The organism is Nonomuraea phyllanthi (assembly GCF_006334985.2).
Lineage (GTDB): Bacteria > Actinomycetota > Actinomycetes > Streptosporangiales > Streptosporangiaceae > Nonomuraea > Nonomuraea phyllanthi.
In genome coordinates this window covers 598,483-616,842 of sequence record NZ_VDLX02000004.1, presented here as the reverse complement: position 1 = coordinate 616,842, position 18,360 = coordinate 598,483, and the positions used below count along the sequence as shown (strand labels likewise).

General features: G+C 70.3%; 15 protein-coding genes and 4 pseudogenes. 8 read left to right on the top strand and 11 right to left on the bottom strand.

Annotation, left to right across the window (positions count from 1 at the left end):
- Positions 1-197 precede the first annotated feature (197 nt).
- Positions 198-1,154: a toll/interleukin-1 receptor domain-containing protein gene (locus FH608_RS14290; RefSeq protein ID WP_193318395.1), complete on the top strand. Its 957-nt coding sequence runs from the start codon at positions 198-200 to the stop codon at positions 1,152-1,154.
- On the opposite strand, the pseudogene FH608_RS14285 reads toward FH608_RS14290, so the two are convergent.
- Positions 1,142-1,393 (bottom strand): annotated as a pseudogene (locus FH608_RS14285) (transposase family protein); the annotation flags it as partial. The gene FH608_RS14290 and the pseudogene FH608_RS14285 overlap by 13 nt on opposite strands.
- Positions 1,394-1,556: 163 nt before the next feature.
- On the opposite strand from FH608_RS14285, the gene FH608_RS14280 reads away from it, so the two are divergent.
- The gene (locus FH608_RS14280) at positions 1,557-2,102 is read left to right on the top strand and encodes a dihydrofolate reductase family protein (protein WP_139630929.1); all 546 of its coding nucleotides are present in this window, start codon (positions 1,557-1,559) and stop codon (positions 2,100-2,102) included.
- A 147-nt stretch (positions 2,103-2,249) separates the two neighbouring features.
- Here FH608_RS14280 and FH608_RS14275 read toward each other — a convergent pair.
- Positions 2,250-3,056, bottom strand: a pseudogene (locus tag FH608_RS14275) (IS630 family transposase); the annotation flags it as partial.
- Here FH608_RS14275 and FH608_RS14270 point away from each other — a divergent pair.
- Together FH608_RS14270 and FH608_RS14265 are read left to right on the top strand one after the other, a co-directional pair.
- A pseudogene (locus FH608_RS14270) lies at positions 3,028-3,476 on the top strand (transposase); the annotation flags it as partial. The pseudogenes FH608_RS14275 and FH608_RS14270 overlap by 29 nt on opposite strands.
- Before the next feature lie 176 nt (positions 3,477-3,652).
- The gene (locus FH608_RS14265) at positions 3,653-4,855 is read left to right on the top strand and encodes a serpin family protein (RefSeq protein WP_193318394.1); all 1,203 of its coding nucleotides are present in this window, start codon (positions 3,653-3,655) and stop codon (positions 4,853-4,855) included.
- Positions 4,856-5,006: 151 nt separating this feature from the next.
- Here the strand turns inward: FH608_RS14265 and FH608_RS14260 are convergent.
- Positions 5,007-5,837: pseudogene (locus tag FH608_RS14260) on the bottom strand (hypothetical protein); the annotation flags it as partial.
- A gap of 165 nt (positions 5,838-6,002) precedes the next feature.
- Positions 6,003-9,281 carry a BTAD domain-containing putative transcriptional regulator gene (locus FH608_RS14255; RefSeq protein ID WP_139630927.1) on the bottom strand — a complete coding sequence of 1,093 codons (3,279 nt, stop codon included), beginning with the start codon at positions 9,279-9,281 and terminating at the stop codon, positions 6,003-6,005.
- A gap of 148 nt (positions 9,282-9,429) precedes the next feature.
- On the opposite strand from FH608_RS14255, the gene FH608_RS14250 reads away from it, so the two are divergent.
- Positions 9,430-10,623, top strand: coding sequence for an SGNH/GDSL hydrolase family protein (locus tag FH608_RS14250; protein WP_139630926.1), 1,194 nt, complete (start codon positions 9,430-9,432; stop codon positions 10,621-10,623).
- Between the two features lie 53 nt (positions 10,624-10,676).
- Here the strand turns inward: FH608_RS14250 and FH608_RS14245 are convergent, their stop codons facing one another.
- Positions 10,677-11,498: a class I SAM-dependent methyltransferase gene (locus tag FH608_RS14245; RefSeq protein ID WP_139630925.1), complete on the bottom strand. Its 822-nt coding sequence runs from the start codon at positions 11,496-11,498 to the stop codon at positions 10,677-10,679.
- Between the two features lie 99 nt (positions 11,499-11,597).
- On the opposite strand from FH608_RS14245, the gene FH608_RS14240 reads away from it, so the two are divergent.
- Positions 11,598-12,200 carry a TetR/AcrR family transcriptional regulator gene (locus FH608_RS14240; protein WP_139630924.1) on the top strand — a complete coding sequence of 201 codons (603 nt, stop codon included), beginning with the start codon at positions 11,598-11,600 and terminating at the stop codon, positions 12,198-12,200.
- A gap of 109 nt (positions 12,201-12,309) precedes the next feature.
- Here the strand turns inward: FH608_RS14240 and FH608_RS14230 are convergent, their stop codons facing one another.
- Positions 12,310-13,176 carry an alpha/beta fold hydrolase gene (locus tag FH608_RS14230; RefSeq protein WP_139630923.1) on the bottom strand — a complete coding sequence of 289 codons (867 nt, stop codon included), beginning with the start codon at positions 13,174-13,176 and terminating at the stop codon, positions 12,310-12,312.
- A gap of 257 nt (positions 13,177-13,433) precedes the next feature.
- On the opposite strand from FH608_RS14230, the gene FH608_RS14225 reads away from it, so the two are divergent.
- The gene (locus tag FH608_RS14225) at positions 13,434-13,862 is read left to right on the top strand and encodes a hypothetical protein (protein ID WP_139630922.1); all 429 of its coding nucleotides are present in this window, start codon (positions 13,434-13,436) and stop codon (positions 13,860-13,862) included.
- Here the strand turns inward: FH608_RS14225 and FH608_RS14220 are convergent.
- From FH608_RS14220 to FH608_RS14200, 5 genes are all read right to left on the bottom strand, one after another.
- A complete protein-coding gene (locus FH608_RS14220) occupies positions 13,859-14,176 on the bottom strand; it encodes a DUF1048 domain-containing protein (RefSeq protein WP_139630921.1) in 318 nt (105 codons plus the stop codon). The two genes, FH608_RS14225 and FH608_RS14220, sit on opposite strands and share 4 nt — an antisense overlap.
- A gap of 1 nt (position 14,177) precedes the next feature.
- The gene (locus tag FH608_RS14215; protein WP_139630920.1) at positions 14,178-14,534 is read right to left on the bottom strand and encodes a DUF1048 domain-containing protein; all 357 of its coding nucleotides are present in this window, start codon (positions 14,532-14,534) and stop codon (positions 14,178-14,180) included.
- Positions 14,531-14,857 carry a PadR family transcriptional regulator gene (locus FH608_RS14210; RefSeq protein WP_139630919.1) on the bottom strand — a complete coding sequence of 109 codons (327 nt, stop codon included), beginning with the start codon at positions 14,855-14,857 and terminating at the stop codon, positions 14,531-14,533. Before FH608_RS14210 ends, FH608_RS14215 begins: the two co-directional genes overlap by 4 nt.
- A 96-nt stretch (positions 14,858-14,953) precedes the next feature.
- On the bottom strand, positions 14,954-16,294 hold the full coding sequence (locus FH608_RS14205) for a sensor histidine kinase (protein WP_193318393.1): 1,341 nt from the start codon (positions 16,292-16,294) through the stop codon (positions 14,954-14,956).
- 157 nt (positions 16,295-16,451) lie between these two features.
- Positions 16,452-17,468 carry an aminotransferase class V-fold PLP-dependent enzyme gene (locus FH608_RS14200; RefSeq protein ID WP_139630917.1) on the bottom strand — a complete coding sequence of 339 codons (1,017 nt, stop codon included), beginning with the start codon at positions 17,466-17,468 and terminating at the stop codon, positions 16,452-16,454.
- Positions 17,469-17,570: 102 nt separating this feature from the next.
- On the opposite strand from FH608_RS14200, the gene FH608_RS14195 reads away from it, so the two are divergent.
- Entirely contained in the window at positions 17,571-18,302 is a 732-nt protein-coding gene (locus tag FH608_RS14195) for a GntR family transcriptional regulator (protein WP_193318392.1), read from the top strand.
- Positions 18,303-18,360 lie beyond the last annotated feature (58 nt).

Sequence of the window (18,360 nt, the reverse complement as noted above, 5' to 3'; positions counted from 1 at the left end):
TCGCCGACCTACTTGATATCTAAGATTGTGCCATCGACTGGGCCCAAGACCTTCCACACGCCCTCGAGGACCAACGGCATGGTGGCCGGTGCACTACCCCTTGACCCGATCAGCCATGACGTCCCGGAAGTTGCGGGAACGCAGCCTGAGCCGCGGTAGCGTACGCCTTACTGCCGTTGGTGTGGCAACATATGGTCATGGCCGCATCGGACGTCAGCTTCCCGCCTCCACGTGTGTTCATCTCCTATTCATGGGATAACGACGACCACATGGCGTGGGTACTTCAGCTCGCAACTCGGCTGGTAGGCAACGGGATAGATGTCGTGCTCGATCGTTGGGATGCCTACCTGGGCGCTGATCTTCCTCTCTTCATGGAGCAGGCGGTTAGCTCCAGCAGCCGGGTGCTTGTAGTCGCAACTTCCCAGTACTCCGAAAAGGCGGACGCCGCCAAGGGCGGTGTCGGCTACGAGCGCCGCCTCCTTACGGTAGATATCATGAAGGATCTGACCAGCGATCGCATAATAACACTCTTGCGGAATAACCCGACTTCAGTGCTACCGCGCTTTCTAGGTGCTCCCATCTACCTGGATTTCCGCGACGATGACGACTATGAGACTCAATACGCTGAGCTGATTCACAATTTGTACGGACGGAAGATCCTGCCGCGCCCTCCTCTCGGCCTGAGCCCGTTTGCAGCGGTACCTGCGGAGGAGGTTCCGTCGATACTTCGGCATGAAGCTGCGCGATACGCCAGCCCCAGCCTTTCCGGAGCCGCAGTGTTTGACTACTCAAATAACGACGGCAAATACACCCTCGGCTCGGGCGACATGGTTTTCACGCTCAAGACTTCGAATTCAGGCCCAGGGAGCATCTACGTCTACAACGACCCAGACAATATCGTCACCGTTGCTTTAGCGATGAATGTCCGCACACCGTCGGAGGTGGAGGACGCTAGCATGTATGACGCTTCTTCGCGGGTACGAACAATCTGCGTGGGGGACGCCGCCATTCTACGGAACCGCAACGGCTATTGGGCAGTCGTCTGCATCGATGAAGTTCATACCAGAGAAAGTTCGCCTGACGGGAAGCCTTTCGTGCGATTCCGTTACGCGATTCAACCGGACCGTACAGTGAACGCTTTTCATCCTGAGTAGCGGCCCTCTTCGATGAGCTGCAGGACGAGGATGGCCTGCACGATCGGGGTGGTGCGGTGCGGACAGCAGCGCAGCTGGGTCAGAACCTTCCAGGTCTTCAAGGTGGCAACGGCGCGTTCGCCGCGGGCGCGGATGCGGGCGTGAGCACGGTTGACCAATCGCTGATGACGCGACAGCGGCGGCCGGAGCCGGTGCCGCTTGAACGGGTGCGGATCGTGCCGCCTGCGTCCCTGGTACCCCTAATGCGGTGACCACATACGTTCGCCGGGTCTGCGACACGCTGGATCGACCACTACCTTGGCACCGCCGTCGACCGTCTGTGGCGCTAATTCGGTCGCTCACCGATGAGTTTTGGCCTGCCGGGTGGTCAACACCAGCACACCGAGACGAACGGAGCATCCCATGGGCAAGGTGCGCTGGCATTTGATGATGTCGCTGGACGGGTTCGCGGCTGGTCCTGGACACTCGATGGACTGGATGTCCGGGGTGAGGGTCGGCCCCGACACCCATCATGAGTCGATCGCGACCCTGGGTGCCGTCCTGGGGGGTCGTCATGGCTACGACGCGCTCGCTGAGCGGCATCCCGGCCAGGCGAGTAAGCAGCCGTACGGCGGCGCGTGGAGTGGCCCGGTGTTTGTGCTGACCCACCATCCTGAGGACGCGATCCCGGACCCCGGCGTCACGTTCCTCACCTGCGATGTGGCCGAGGCGGTCGCGATCGGGCTGGCCGCGGCGAAGGGCAAGGATCTGGAGATACACAGCCAAGACATCGCCCGGCAATGTGTCGAGCGCGGTCTGATCGACGAGTTCCGTGTGCATCTGGCGCCGGTCATGCTCGGCGCCGGAGTTCGGCTGTTCGACTGCCCCGGTATCGAGCCGGTCCGGTGGGCCCGGATTCACGACGGGGACCCCGCACAGGCCGTGGACCTGCGATACCGACCAGCCTGACATCTGCACCCTCATCCTTGACGACACCGTCACGTGGCTGGCTATGACGATGTCTCTGAGGGATCTGGATCAAAGCTGTGAAAGGGTGACGGTTTGTGATGGACAGTGAGCGCTAGTGTGATGACCACGAACGTTGACCGGGTTTGATCACGCGGCTCTTGGGCGGGGTCGGCCCCAACGCTGCTGGCGTTCACTGCGGATGCGGGCACGTTCACGACGCTGTGCGGCCAGCACGTCGGGGTGGCGGGCGTTGGCGTTACGCCAGCGCAGGTAATCCTGCAGCTCGCGGGCCAAGACGGTGTGGTTGGGATGGTCGGAGCCGGCGATCACAAAGGTGCGCAGCGGCCCGAACTGCGGCTCGATCGGGTTGGCCCAGGAGGCATAGGTCGGGGCGCCGTCCGGGCGGGCGGCACGGATCCATTTCAAGGCTGCCAGGGTGTTGGCGCCGCTCTTGCCGCGCCGGGTGACGCCCCACAAGGTGTCATCGCCGAGTGCGTAGCAGCCGTGGAAGTAACGCACGCCGTGAGTGCGTGTATAGGTCGCCGGCAGCCGGCCCGGTTTGCCGCGCTCGGCCCAGCCAGTGCCCTGGACGGGTCGGATCGATAACGGCCCGAACTGGTCTAAGGCGAAGCACCGGTTCGGGAAGCGGCCGTTGACCTCCTCGATCCGGTCCAGCTTGGCCTCGAAGTCCGGATCGGTGGAGGTCTTCCAGGTACGGGTGCGCTGGAAGGTGACGCCGTGCCGGTTCAGCAACCGGCGCAGGTGCTCGCGCCCGATGACGATCCTCCGCTCGCGGATGTGGCGGGCCAGGTGATCGGCGAGCTTGCGCACGCTCCAGTCCGTGAACGGACGCCCCAACCGGCCCGGACGCGTTTTGGCCGTCTGGATGATGAACGCGATGTCCTCATCTGTGATCAGGCGGCCTATCACCGAACGGACCGGTCTGCCCATCGCTGTCGCGATCAGCGCCGCCAACCTCCACGACAGCCTGGCGCTGGAACCGCTGGTGCGCAGCCTCCCGCCCATTCGCTCCCGCCGCGGGCCACGACGCCGCCGACCGGTCAAGCTCCACGGCGACAAGGGCTAAGACTATCCCCACCTGCGGTCCTTCCTGCGCGGCCGGGGCATCGTCCCGCGCATCGCCCGCCGCGGGATCGAATCCAGCCAGCGCCTGGGAGGGCACCGCTGAGCCGTGGAAAGGACGGTCTCGTGGCTGGCTGGCTGCCGCCGCTTACACCGGCGCTACGAACGCCGGGCGACCACTTCGCATCCTTCGTCGCCCTCGCTGCAGCCCTTGTCTGCTGCCGGGGCACTCACCTACATAGACATTTCAGCCCCCGACCTGAGGTTTTACTACCGCGGGTCGTTGCTTAGCCGACCTCGAAAGGCAGCCGAGAGCGCCCGTACGCAGGCGTACGACCATGATAGGGAACATATGGTTCAGACTCCCCTCAGCGGCTTACGATCCACAGCGCGCTGGCACCACCCTGGCGCACCCCCAGGCCAGAAATCTCCTCGCCCAAGGCTTCGACTCTTGTACGGTCACCCGCATGAACTGGCAGTACCAGCGCGACGCGGTAACAGCGGTGAATGCGCTGACCGCCCGATGGGTGAAGACCTGGTCGGGGGGATCGGTCGTGATGGCCGGTGCGGGCGCCTGGCCGCTGCTGGCCCACTTGGCATCGGCCTCCGAGGGAGAAGGCCGCAGGGAACTGCAGGAGGCGGTCGGGATGGACGCCGCCACCGCGTCCCAGGCGGCCGGAGCCGTGCTGTCGATCATGGAGAGGTCCACGGCGATCCGATCGGCGCTGGGTCTGTGGACCCGGCCGGACCTGCCGCTGCATCCGGCCTGGACCACCACGCTTCCAGCAGGCATGTACGGCGAGCTGACCTCGGATCCCGCCGCGGACCGGCTCCGACTCGACACCTGGGCCAAGGAGCAGACCGGTGGGCTCATCCCCGCCATGCCCATCCAGCTGACCGACCGCGTGCTCCTTGTCCTGGCCATGGCATTGACCGTTCGCACCACGTGGCTACGCCCGTTCACCGACGGCATCGACCTGTTGGAGGCCGGCCCGTGGGCGGGACGCGAGATCCATGTCCTACTCCGCAGAACGCACATACTCGACCGCGCCAGAGTCGCCGACACCCCCGCCGGCCCGCTCACCTTGCTCCGCGTCATGGGCTCAGGTGGAATCGACGTCCACCTCGTTCTCGGTGACGAATCGATGAAACCCGGCCACGTCCTCACCGCCGGCATCGACGTACTGGCCGGATGCCACCCCGCCACCCCGGCCGGCCTCCTGCCTGCGACCAGCCCGGGACCCGGAATGACCGTCCGCCACCTCCGCGACCGCGCCCCCGACGACGTACTGAACGTCAAGGTCCCCCGTTTCACCATCACCTCCACACACGACCTCCTGGACCTGCCCGAAGTCTTCGGCCTGGCAACGGTGACCGACCCGAGCCGCGGGCACTTCCCCGGCATCAGCAGCCGGCCGCTCGCCGTCACCCAAGCCCGGCAGAACGCCGTCGCCACCTTTCAAGCCACCGGTTTCGAGGCCGCCGCGACGACCGTCTTCGGTGCCGTCGCAGGCGGAATCGCCCCACCACCGCCCTACCGCGTCCGGCACATCGACCTGCACTTCAACCACCCTTTCGGATTCCTCACGGTTGACCGCCGAAGCCACCTCATCCTGACCGCCGGCTGGGTCGCCGAACCCGAAACCTGGCCCGAGGAACCCAGTAGCTGAGCGCCGCACCATGAAGGAAGCGTCTCGGCTCGACTCCACCGAGGTGGTGGACGACCTCGACCTCTGGGAAAGCGCGGTCAGGCGTTGCGGGGATGGCGGGTGAGGAGGACGAAAGTCAGCCTGGCCTTCGGGTGAACCAGCACGGCGACGCTCACGGTCTCCACGCCGGAGCCGGCACCTGCGCGGCCTCCTTGTGGAGCTGTTCTGCGCGGCGGCGAAGGTTCACTGCTGTGGCCAGGCACGAGTTCTCAAGCTCGTTCATCTCGCGTCTGCGACGAACGGCTGTGGCGAGGTACGCTCCGCCGCCGGTCCCTTCCAGAAGACCTCGCTTCCGCGAGGCCGGGACGATCGCCTCGATCGTCGTGGCCACCGACAACATGGACTGCTTCGCCGACACCTTCCGCCGCGTACGCACCACCCGGCGCCCGGCAGTCCACCGCCCTGCGGCAACGCCGGCCCAGTGGGCCTCCGCCTGCGACGACATGATCTGTTCCAGCGACATCGCGGCGCTCAAGGACGAGGGCGCGGCCGGGTGGTTCTTCGGGCCGTGGCTCACGCGACACGGCATGACCTTCCACGACGCGCTCCTCATCGATGACTCGGCGACCAACTGCGCCGACTTCCGGCAGCACGGAGGAACCGCACTGTGCTGGAGGTCGGGCGTCAACGACATCACCGAGGCCGCAACCGCGTTGAGCCAGATGGCTGGACGGACCGTTGGAGCCGTAGCGGCGTTCACGCTCTCAAGCGGACGAAGCGGGTTTGCACTGGTTATCCGGATGGTGTTGCCGCCGGTGTTCAGCGAGTCGTTCAGTGCCGTGGTGGACCAGGTCGTCCACGCGCCGGTGGGCTCGAACGAGACCGTCGCCACCGTGGATCCGTTGACGATCAGGTTCGCCGGCCGGGCGCTGCCGGTGCCGTTGGCGAAGCGGACCGCCAGCGTGGCCGGGCCGGACGCCGGCGCGTTCACCGTGACCTGGGCGTAGGCGCCGCTCGCGTTGTCACCGTTGCAGAACCCGCTGCCGGAGAAGCCGGCGTGGGCGCCATGAAGGCGGCTCTGCGGCGTCCCTCGCTGAAGGCGGTGGGGCGGGCGAGCCGCGGCGAGCGCTCCTCGCGGAACAGGGCTGAGGGCCGTGGACGCCGCCGGTCAGAGTGGTGTGGACGGATTCGGTGATCGAGGGGTGCCGTACGTCTCCGAGGCCGGGTCGGTCGCGGTCGCGGCCGTCTCCGCGTCCAGCTCCCAGCCTCGCGCGTACGCCGCGGCGAACCCTTCCCCGCCGAGCACGGCCTGACCGCGGCGGGTGAGCTCGCGGACCTGCGGGTCGGTGTGGTCGTGCGCGCCCCGCAGCCGGGCGGCGGTACCGAGCAGCACCGCCGACTCGTGGTGCCGCCCGCGCGCGTCGGCGAGTGCGGCCACGTTCACCGTTACCAGCGACAGGATCGGCAGTTCCCGGGTCGCCAGGGCCGCCGTGTACGCCTCCCGCAGCGCCTTGTCGGCGCCGGGCAGGTCGTCCAGCGCCAGGCAGAGCGCGGCCCGCGCGCCGGCGACCAGCGTCCGGGCGTGGTCCGCGGGGAAGGCGCTGCCGGCGAGCAGACCGCGCTCGGCGTCGGCGAGCAGGCCGGCCGCTCTGTCCAGGTCGCCGAGCCGCACCCGCAGGCCGGCCTCCCAGGCGTCGACCAGGACCAGCATTTCCGGCGAGGACACGTGCAGCGCCCGCTCCCGGGCGGCGTCGATCAGCGCGATCGCCCGGTCAATGTCGCCGCGCCGGAGGCACAGGTCGATCCAGCGCAGGTCGCCGTAGAGCTGGTCGCCGAGGCTGAGCGAGCCGAACTCGCCGGCCAGCGTCCGGGCTTCGCGCAGGTCGGCCAGCGCGCCGTCGAGATCGTCGTACCTGCGCAGCCGGGCGCGCCGCGGCAGCGTGGCGGCCCGGCCCCAACGGTCACCGGCCTGCCGGAAGCGGGTCAGGGCCGCCTCCACGTGGGCGCGCGTCCGGTCGAGCGCGCCGGCGTTCTCGGCGATCTCGGCCTGGAACATGTGGGCCAGCCCGGACAGCCACACGTCGTCGCCGTCGGCCAGGCGCTCAAAGGGCGCGAGCGCGGCCTGCTCCCCCTGGAGGAAGAGCAGGATCGGGCCGAACACGCGGTGGTGGCTCGGCAGTTCCGGATGCGCGAGCAGCCGGCCGGCGAGCTCGCGCATCTCCGCCCGGTCGTCGGCGGCTTGCCCCGCGGTGATCCCCGACAGGATGTCCGCCCGGTTGAGCAGGTAGGCGGCTCGGGCGCAGTCGCGCTCGGGCGTCGGCCCGCCGCCGGGCATCGCCAGGACCTCGCCCAGCCAGGAGGCGGCGTCGGTGTGGCGGCCGGACATCTGCCAGTACCAGGTCAGGGTCAGGGCGAGGGTGATCGCGCCGGTGGAGTCGTGGGTGGCGCACAGGTGGCGCAGGGCGGCGAGCGCGTTGTCGTACTCGCTGCCGATGATGTCCATGGCTGTCGACTGGCCGGGCCCGCGCAGCCGCGGGTCTTGGCGGGCCATCAGCTCGGTGAAGTGGGCGGCGGCCAGGTCACGGGCCATGCCGAGGTTTCCGGTGCGGGTCAGGCGGTCGGCGCCGTACTCGCGGATGGTTTCGAGCATCCGGTAGCGGCCGGTGCCGGGGGCGAGCTGCAGCAGTGACCGGTCGACGAGGACGGCGAGCAGGTCGGGGATGTCGGCGGCGGGCACGGTGGTGCCGGCGCAGACGGCGGTGGCTGAGGCGGGCGTGACGCCGCCGGGCAGGATGGAGATCCGTTCGGCGACGGTACGTTCGTGCTCGCTCAGCAGGTCCCAGCTCCAGGCGATCACCCCGCGCAGGGTGCGGTGCCGGGGTGGCGCGGTACGGCTGCCGGTGGTGAGCAGCCGGAACCGGTCGGACAGCCCGTTGGCCAGGTCGGGAAGTGACAGCGTCCGCAGCCGGGCGGCGGCCAGTTCGAGCGCCAGCGGCATGCCGTCCAGACTGCGAACCACCCGCCGGACCTCTGGCAGCGTCGTGTCGTCGACGTCGAAGCCCGGGAGTACGGCGGCGGCCCGCTCGGTGAACAGGCGCACCGAGGCCGCCCGCCGGGCCTGTTCGACGCTGTCGTCCAGGCCGGGCAGCGCGAGCGGGGCCAGCGGCACGAGCGCCTCGCCGTCGACCGCGAGGGGTTCGCGGCTGGTGGCGAGCACGCGTAGCCCGGGGCAGCGGGGCAGCAGCGCCGCGACCAGGTGGGCGACGGCGTCGATCAGGTGCTCGCAGTTGTCGACCAGCAGCAGGCTCTCCCGGCCGCCGAACTCGCCGACGAGGACGTCCAGCTCGTCGCCCTCGGCTCGTCGCCTGCGGGCGTCGAGCATCGCACCGCCCCGCAGCCCGATCCCGGCGAGCACGGCCGTGGCGACCTTCGCTGGTTCGGTGACGGAGGCGAGGTCGATGAGCCAGGTGCCGTCGCGGTACTCGTGGCGGTGGCGGCGGGCGGCCTCGAGCGCGAGCCGGGTCTTCCCGGCGCCGCCGGGGCCGAGGACGGTGACCAGGCGTCCGGTGGCGAGCAGGGCGCCGATGCGCGCGAGGTCGTCGTCGCGGCCGATGAAGCCGGTCAGTGGCGCGGGCAGATTGGCCGGCGGTATGGGGGAACTGTCGGGCGGCGCGAGGACGGGGTGGCCGGGGCGCAGCAGGCGCAGGTGGCGTTCCCGCAGGGCGGTGCCCGGGTCGGCGCCGAGCACGTCGGCCACGGTCTGGCGAACCCCCTCGTAGACGGCCAGTGCCTCGGCCTGACGCCCCTGGGCGGCGAGCGCGTCCATCAGCAGCGCGGCCGCCCGCTCGTGGACTGCCTGTTCGGCGAGCACCCCTGTCAGCCGGGCAGCGGCCGCCTCGGCCCGGCCCAGCGACAGCTCGGCCTCGGCGAGGTCGGCGACCGCCTCGATCGACAGGTGTGCCAGCCGGGTCGCGACCGCGGGCGCGGCGGCGGCGATCATCGCGGGTTCGGCGCCGGGATGATCGCCCCACAACGCCATGGCCTCGGCGAGCGCGGCGCCCGCGGCCTCCGGGTCGCCTGCCCGTAACCTCTCCTGACCGGCGGCGGTCAGCTGCTCGAAGCGCAGCGCGTCCACGTCGGCCGCGTCCACCACCAGCCGGTAGCCGCCCGTGACCTGCGCGACCACGCCACGGGCCGCGCCGGGAGGGGTAAGGGCGCGGCGCAGTCGGGAGACGAGAGTCTGCAGGGCGGGAGCGGGGCCGGACGGCGGCTCCTTGGCCCAGATCGCGTCGACGAGCGCGTCCGGCTCGACCGCGCGGCCGCCGGCGAGCGCCAGCCGTACGAGCAGGCTCTGCAGCCGCGCACCCGGAACGGGCAGGACGGCGTCACCGCGCGACACCTGGAACGCCCCGAGCAGCGTGATGCGAAGCCGTGCAACCCCGTCCATTCCCCTATCTTGGCGCGCTCGCTCGCACGACCCCAAAGGCAGGGCGGCACTGTCAGCACCATGTCAGCGCCGTGTTCGTCCCGTGTCAGCGGCCCGCGCCAGTGTCTTCACATCCGTATCCACGAGACACGAACCATGGAGGCAACAGATGACCGGGACGGACAACGGTGGCTGGGTCCGGAGCTGGGGCGCCTCTCCCCAGACGGCTCAGGGAGGGCTCGGGTCGCTCGACGGGTACCCGCCCCTCGACGGGGTGACCCTGCGCCAGGTCGTACGCGTCAGCGGCGGCGGGCGCCGGGTGCGCGTCCGCTTCACCAACGAGTTCGGGAGCGCACCCTTCACCATCGGCGCGGCGCGGGTGGGCCTGGCGGTGCCCGGCGGCGGGGTCCGGCCGGGCACCGAGCGGGTGCTGACCTTCTCCGGCGCGCCGGGCGTCACAGTCCCGGCGGGCGCGCCGATTCTCAGCGATCCGGTGGACCTGTCGCTGCCCGCCCTCGCCAAGCTGTCCATCAGCCTCTACCTGCCGGGGCGCGTGGAGACCTGCACCTGCCACGACCCCGCCCTGGAGACCGGCTGGACGATCCCGGGCGACGCCGTCGCCGCCCCCGCCCTTCCGGAGACCGCCGAGGTCCTGCCGGTGCGCGCCCTGATCTCCGCCGTCGAGCTGCTCCCCGACGGCCCGGCCAGGGCGATCGTCGTGGTGGGCGACTCCCGTACCGACGGCGCCGGCTCGACCCCGGACGCCAACCGCAGCTGGCCGGAGCTGCTGGCAGAGCGTCTCGCCGGGCGGGGCGCGGCCGCCCGGTACGTCTCCAACCAGGGCATCAGCGGCAACCGGCTGCTCAACGACGGCATCGGCGTCTCCGCCCTGGCCCGCTTCGACCGTGACGTGCTGGCGACGCCCGGCCTCGGCCACGTGGTGCTCTCGGTGGGAGCCAACGACATCGGCGTCTCCTTCGCCCCGCGCGACGACGGTCCCCTGGCCGATTTCCTGAAGATGTTCCCCGGCGCGCCGATGACGACGGACGACGTCATCGCGGGCCACCGCCAGCTGGTCGCCCGGGCGCGCGACTGCGGGGTGCCGGTCCACGCCACCACGATCGCCCCGTACGAGGGCGCGGAGATCTACACGCCGGAGGGTGAGAGCGCGCGCCAGGCGCTCAACGCGTGGATCCGCACCGGCGGCGCCTTCGACGCCGTGCTGGACTTCGACGCCGTCTGGCGTGACCCGGCCCGTCCCAGCCGGATCAGGGACGACTTCCACTGCGGCGACCATCTGCACGGCAACGATGCGGGGTACCAGGCCCTGGCCGACTCCATCGACCTGTCGCTGTTCGGCTGAGCGCGCCGGGAGGGTGGTCCGGGCGCCGGCCGTCCCGGCGTGGGCCGGGGGGCTCAGCCGTCCGCTGACGCGGTGATCGCCATCGTCGTGTAGGTCATGGTGAAGCCGCCGCCGATCGCGTCGATGGCGGCCCCGACCTCCTCCAGCACCTCGGCCAGCTTGTCGGCCGGGAGCCGGGTGAGCACGCCGGTGGTGGGCAGCAGGTCGAGCCATTCGTCGCGGCTGTAGTGCCGCTCCCAGTCGTAGCGCCGCTCCTCCGGCTCGCCGAACCCGGAGGTCTTCCTGATGCCGTCGGCGAACGTGGCGAACATGGTCTGGTACAGCTCCTGGGCCGGCTTCGGCGGTCCGGCGCTGAGCGGCGAGTCGGGCACCACCTTCCGCAGGGCGGCGGCGTACGCCTCCGCGACGGAGGGCGGCATGTCGTACGCGTGCGCGAACACCGCCAGCAGGCCGCCCGGACGCAGCACCCGCGCCGCCTTGGCCGGGCCCGCGACAGGGTCCACCCAGTGCCAGGACTGGCCGGCGACGACCGCGTCGAAGGTACGGCCGGCGGCGTCCCACTCCTCGAACGTCGCCACCTCGACCTCGACCCCGGTGCGGCGGGCGAACTCGGCCATCCGGGCGTCCGGCTCGACGCCCAGCACGGTGCACCCGGCGGCCAGGAACTGGCGGGCTTCGATGCCGGTGCCGCAGCCGACGTCGAGTATGTCGCGGCCGGGGCTGTCGGCGATGATCTGCCGCACCAGGGTGTCGGGATATTCGGGCCGGGCCCGGTCGTAGCGTTCGGCGTCGACACCGAACGACTCCGCCATCTGCCTGGCCTTATGGGGTTCGTTGCGCGGGGGCTCCGGCTGTTCCTGAGCTATAGTGGGCATGCGCCCAACCATAGTGGGCAGCCGCCCACTCGACAACCGGCCGGCGGTTCGCGGTGAGCGAAAGGCGGGCGAAGGCCCGTTGAGAAGGAGGAACGGGCGATGCCCACTGGAGTGGCTCTCCGTGACGCGCGGCAGCAGCTGTTCGACGCCGCCGAGCGCGTCCTGCTCCGCGAGGGGGCCGGCGGCCTCACCAGCCGGGCGGTCACGGCGGAGGCGGGCGTCGCCAAGGGCGTCCTGCACCGCCACTTCGAGGACTTCGACGCCTTCCTGGCCGAGCTCGTCCGCGACCGCGTCGCCCGGCTGGAGGGCCAGAGCGCGGCCCTTCACGCCTCCGCGGGGACCGGCGATGTCGCCGGCAACCTGACCTGGGCGCTGCTCGACCTGTTCGACCCGATCGCCGTGGCGATCGTCGGCCTCGTCATCTCCCGCGACGAGTTGCGTGCCCGGCTGCGCCAGGCCAGGCCGGCTCACGGCATCCCGGTCCTGACGGACGCCGCGGCCATGATCGCCGCCTACCTGCACAGGGAGTGCGAGCTCGGCCGCATCGCGGCGGACGCCGACGAGGACGCGCTGGCGCTCTCCCTGGTCGGGGCCGGGCACCTGCTGTTCGCCGGCCGGGAGGGAGGCGCGCCGGAGGCCGCGGAGGTCAGCAAGGTCGTCAACGCCGTCGTCGCCGACGTCGTCCAAAGACGGCTGCTTTGACGACGGCCTCGCACGCCTAACCGACGGCCTCGCGCGCCGTCGCGGACGCCCTCTAATCGCTCAGCGCCCGGCGCCCGGCGTTCAGCGCCCGGCGCAGCGTGGCCGCCCCCTACTCGCTCAGCGCCTGGCGCAGCGTGGCCGCGAACCCCTCCGGGTCGCCCGCCATCCCGAACGTGTCGTCCAGGAAGCCGCCATGATGGCTGGGGAAGGTCACCGGCTTGACGCCGAGGCGGTCGGCGACCGCCTCACCCGCGCGGTGCGCCATCTCCCCCTCCGACTCGGCCCCCACGCCGATCACGACGCGGGTGGAGGCCGCGCGCAGCGCCTCGAAGTCGTGCTCGTAGTGGGTGCAGCTGATGAGGTTCTGCGCCAGCAGCGGATCGTCGCGGGAACCGTCGTCCTCCGCCGGCAGGCCGAACGCGGCCGGGCCGGGGCCGGGGCGGTCGGCGAAGTCGGCGGAGATCTCGCCGCGCAGGCTGGTGACCGCGATGAACTTGGCCATCCCCGCCCCGAAACCCTCCCGCTCGTACGTGCGGCGCATGTCCGCTATCACGGCCAGCATGGCGTCCCTGTCGGGCAGCACCTGGGCGGCCGGCGGCTCGTGCGCCACCAGCGTGCGCACCTGCTCCGGGTGCCGCGCCACCAGCGCCAGCGCGTTGACCGCGCCCCCGCTGCTGGCGAAGACGTCCACCGGGCCACCGCCCAGCGCGCCGATCAGCCGGTGCAGGTCGTCGGCGTGCAGGTCCGGGGTCGACTCCACCGCGCCGTCGGTGCGCTTGCTCCGGCTGATCCCGCGCGGGTCGTAGGTCACCACGGTGCGGTCCTCGAAGTACCGGGCCAGAGCGGTGAACCCGCTGGCGTCCATCGGCGACCCGATCATCAGCAGCGTCGGGGCGCCGCTCGCCTCGGCCTGGCGTACGTCGTAGTGCAGGACGGCTCCGGGGACCTCAAGGGTGTGGGTCGTCGGCTCGGTCATGATGTCGCTCCCTTTGTCATCGTTCGATGGGTAGACCGGCGGGAGCGGCGGAACTCATCGGCCGACGCCCCGAAATTTCCCTCGATTTCCGGGGGCGTCCGGCACGGCGCCGATCGTCCGCTCGATGAAGTCCACCAGGTGGGAAAGCGCGTCCCTGATCGCTCGGAGCCGTCTCGCGGAGCTGCGTGTTGTCGCCACGAGCACGAGCCGCCATCTCTGTCGCGGTTGCAAGTGATCGTCAAGTGCGTTCGCCTACCTTGACCGCGAACGAGATGAAAGGGGCGGATATGGGCAGGCTTTCGCGGTCCGGCAGGACGACCGGGCTTGTCACGATGGGCGTGATCGTGGGCGGGGCGCTCGCCTGGAGCGGGGTCTCGGCGGCTGAGCACCTCTCGCGCACCGGCGCCGCGCAGAGGGTCACCGTCGTGACGGAGAGCAGAAAGGTCCCCCATGGCTACCTCGACACGAACGTGGTCTGCCCGAAGGGGCGGCGGGCCATCAGTGGCGGGTACGCCTACTACGGCGACCACAACCTGGAGAAGCCCCTGATCGTCGAGGAGAACGCTCCAGGCCGCACGAGCGACAAGCCAGACGCCGTGGCCGATGCCTGGAACCTCTTCTTCCTCAACAGCAAAGACAAGACGATCACTGTCGAGGTCCATGTGATCTGCATGCCGATCGACTAGGCCCGTGGCGGATGCACCATGGACTCCTGATAGAGGTCCGCGTAGGTGCGAGTGTCCTTCACCAGGTCGTCGCAGAAGGCCGCGACGTCGTCGCCGATGAGCTCCAGGACTCCCTTGCCGGCCGCCACGCCCTCCTCGAAGAAATCGAGGATGCCCGTGAGCAGGGACCCGTCGGCCAGCCCGACCGGCCCGACCTTGAAGAAGTATCTCTGAATCTCCTTGTAGACGATCTCGTAGTCGCGCGGGAGCGCCTTGACCCGGGCCATGTGCGCCCGCCACTGCTTCTTGCCCTCGATGATTGCCTGGATTCCCACGTCACCCTCCCAGCCGGCCCAGTTTCCTTGCGACGTTCCTGTTCAGCTGCTTGCGCCACCGGTCGCGAAAGCTCCGGGCCCCTTCGCCGCCGGCCAGCGCTGCGCAGAAGCCCTCGACGTCGTCACCCAGCACCTCGTGAATGCTCTGCCCATCGGAGGCCGTCTCTTCGAGCAGCCCCAGAGCACCGTCGAGGATCGGCATCAGGTTGCGGCCGCTGAAGTTCCCGTAAGGGAAGAGATGGAACTTGATCTTCTCCCACGCCGCCCGGTAGTCGGCCGGCAAAGCTGCGGCCCGGGCTTCGAACGTCTCCCATTCCCTGGTGAGGTCGCTGCCCGTGATGGTCTCCCAGAAGTTCATTCCCCGCCCTCCTTGAGCTTGTCGATCCGCGATGAGACGTACTCCCATTTCGCCCAGAACGTCGCGAGCTCTTCGCGCCCCGCGTCGTTGAGCGCATAGAACTTGCGCGGCGGGCCCAGCCCGGACGGTCGTTTCGTGACCTGGACGAGTCCGTTCCTCTCCAGGCGCAGCAGGATGGTGTACACCGTTCCTTCGATGACGCCGACGAAGCCGAGGTCGTTCAGCCGGCGCGTGATGGCGTACCCGTAGGTCTCCTCGCGGCCGATGATCTGGAGCACGCAGCCCTCGAGTGTGCCCTTCAGCATCTCCGTCAGGTCGTCCATCCCCGTCCCCCTGGCTCGGCCGGGTACTCCGTGACACCGAGTACCGCTATACCGTACCACAGAGTAGTGGCCGTAACCGAGAGGCATTCGGCCTCGCTAGGGCAAGGAGCGCTCGGAGTCGTGCAGGGGGAGCCGGAGCACGAAACAGGCGCCCCGCGGGCTGTCCTCGATGGTGAGCGTGCCGCCGTGGGCCTCGGCGATCTGCCGGGCGATCGGCAGCCCCAGCCCGGTGCCGCCCGAGTCCCTCAACCGGGAGGCCTTCAGCCGTACGAACCGCCGGAAGACCTCCTCCCGCAGGTGGCGGGGAATCCCCTCACCGTCGTCGGCCACCTCCAGGACGGCCTGCTCCGCCTGGTCACCCGGCCGGCGGGCGACGGTGACGGTGACGGCGGACTCGGCGTGGCGTTCGGCGTTGTCGAGCAGGTTGGTCAGCAGCCGCGACAGGCCGATGCGGTCCCCCATGACCGTGACGCCGTCGGTGAGGCGGCGGACCACCTCGACGCCGCGGGGCCGCCGGTCGAGCTCGCAGCGCACCAGGCCGGTCAGGTCGACGACCTCGGGCGGGCGGGCGTACCCGGCGTCCAGCCGCGACATCTGCAGCAGGTCGGCGACCAGGTGCTGCAGCCGCTCGACGCTGCCGAGCAGCATGTCGGCGGTCTTCGGCCAGTCGGTCTCCTCCGGGTACATCAGCGCCTGCTCGATCTGCGTGCGCATCGCGGTGAGCGGGCTGCGCAGGTCGTGGGAGGCGTCGGAGGCGAACCTGAGCTGCTGCTCGACCGCGGACTGGGCGCGGTCCAGCGTGCGGTTGGTGACCTGGGCGAGCTCGTGCAGCTCGTCGCTGTACTTGGGCATCGGCACCCGGTGGGTCAGGTCGCTCTCGGTGATCTTGGCGAGCTTGCCGCTGATGGCGGCCACGGGGGCGAGTGTCCTGCTCACGATGAGGTGCGTGCCGGCGGCGGTGATGGCCACGAGCAGGAGGCCGCCGAGGATGAGGGCCAGCAGCTGCGCCGGGTGGCCGTACCAGACGGGGGCCTTGGTGGCGGAGTACAGCTCCCAGGTGCCGTCGCGCAGGTGGATGGGGAACTTCAGCACGATCACGCACGTGCCGGGGAAGGCGGGCAGGTTGCACCGCTCCTGCGTGGTGTAGCTGATCCCCCCGTTGTCGGCGTCGCTCATCATCGGCTCGTGCAGCCCTTTGAGGTCCGGGCTGGACGCGATGAGCCGCCCGTCCGCGTCGAACAGCTGGGCGGCCTCGCTGACCCCGCCGGACAGGACGTGCGGCGGGCCGTTGAGCCGGACGTTGTCGCTGACGCGCACCGCTTCAGCGATCATGGCCTCGCGCTGGTACTCCGCTCGCTGCTGGCGCAGCCCGGCCAGGGCCATCATGACACCGAGGACACAGATCACCACCATGGTCGCGGTGGCGACCAACGTCAAACGGGACCTGATGGAATACCCATGCCACAAACCCATCTCCGTCACCGCCCCCCTTCGAGAGGCCCCCAGTCCTCAATTCCCTCCCTTCGGCAGCCAAAAGAAAATCCAGCGCCATAAGACGGCAAACCCGCTGGTAGGGGCCGCGAACCGCCGGCGCTCAGGAGAGGGCGTCGAGCGCGCGATCCACGTCGCCGGCGGTGGTGTAGACGTGGAAGCTCGCGCGCACCCGCCCCGCCCGTACGGCGGCGCGGATCCCGGCCGCCGCCAGCCGCTCGCCCGGCGCGTCCACGGAGACGATGGCGCTGTCGGACGGCTCCAGGCCGAGCCCGGCCCTGAACCGGTTGGCCAGGGCGACGTCGTGCTCACGGATCCGCTCGACGCCGAGGTCGTTCAGCAGCTCGATGGCCGGGGCGGCGCCGACGTAGGAGAACCACGCCGGCGACAGGTCGAACGCCCGCGCGTCCGGCGCCAGCCGCAGTGGCGGCCCGTAGAACGAGCCGCCCTCGTCGGCCCCGGCGTACCAGCCGGCGGACAGCGGGCGCATCCGCTCGCGCAGCCGGGGCGACAGGTAGCCGAACGCGGCCCCGCGCGGCGCCATCAGCCACTTGTACGCGGCGCAGGCGAGCACGTCGAGGCCCTCGACTCCGACGGGGAGCCAGCCGCAGGCCTGGGAGCCGTCGGCGATGACGAGCGCGTCATGGGCCTTGGCCGCCTCGACGATGTCCCGGAGCGGGGCGACGTCACCGGTGGCGGACTGGACGAGGCTGAAGGCCACGGCGGCGGTGGCGCCGTCGACGGCGTCGGCCAGCCGCTCGGCGGGGACCGTCACCACCTCGGCGGCCACCGCCCACGGGAACAGGTTGCTGGTGAACTCGACCTCGGGCACCACCACGCGCGCCCCCGGCGGCAGCGCCGTGGCCACGGTGCCCATGATCTGCGAGACGGTGGAGCCGACGGTCACGTCGGCGGCGGGCGCGCCGACCAGGCGGGCGAAGGCGGCGCGGGCCCGGCCGACGGAGGCGTCCCAGGGCTTCCAGTCGCCGCTGCCGTGCCGCCACTCGGCCAGCACGGCCTGCAGCTCCTCGAAGGCCCGGCGCGGGGGCAGGCCGTAGGAGGCGGTGTTGAGCCAGCCGGGCTCGGCGTCCCACAGCTTGCCCGCCGAGGCGATGTCCATGATGCCAGCCTAGATCCCGGCGCGGATCTCACCGCACCAAGACCAATAAGTTATGTCTAATCCTCTATTGACATGACTAAAGACTGCAAGGAGTATTTTGACATGTCAGAACGTGACCTACTGCTCCATGTGCAGATCCGCAGGGCGCTGGAGGCACGTATCCGCAGCGGCCAGTGGAGCCCGGGCACCCGGATCCCCACCGAGGTGGAGCTCTGCAAGGAGTTCGAGGTCTCGCGCATCACCGTGCAGCGGGCCCTGCGCGACCTGGCCGACGCCGGGCTCATCGTCCGCTTCCGCAAGCGCGGCAGCTTCGTCGCCCAGGCGGTCGGGCAGCACAACCTCCTCCGCTTCACCGGCCTGCTCATCCAGGGGCCGGAGACGCACGGCGACCATCGGGTGATCTCCGCGCAGGTGCTGCCTGCGCGGGCGGCGCGGCTTCGGCTGCCCGGCCTCCCCGGCGAGGAGGCCGTCGTCCAGATGGAGCGCCACAAGATGGGCGCGGACGGTCACGTGATGAACACCGAGCTGCACGTCCTGCCCTTCCGGCTGGCCCCCGACCTGCTCGACCAGCCGCTGGAGCCGCTCACCACCCACGCCTACCTGCGTGACCGGGGGGTGGAGCTGGTGCGGGCCAGGATGTACGTCGAGCCGCACGCGCTGGGCGAGGACGAGGCGGAGCTGTTCGGCCTGCCGGCCGGCGCGCCCGTCTTCCGCTGGACGCGCGAGACGTGGACCCGGCGCGGCGAGATCGCCGAGCTCCTGGAGGAGATCGTGCCCGTCAGGTCCGAGCGCTTCTACGTGGAGACCGATTTAAGCGGCTCCTCCGACCACTGACCCTCCGACGACCGAGAACGCCCGGCCCTCACCGGCCCCCCGCCTCGTACCCCCAAGG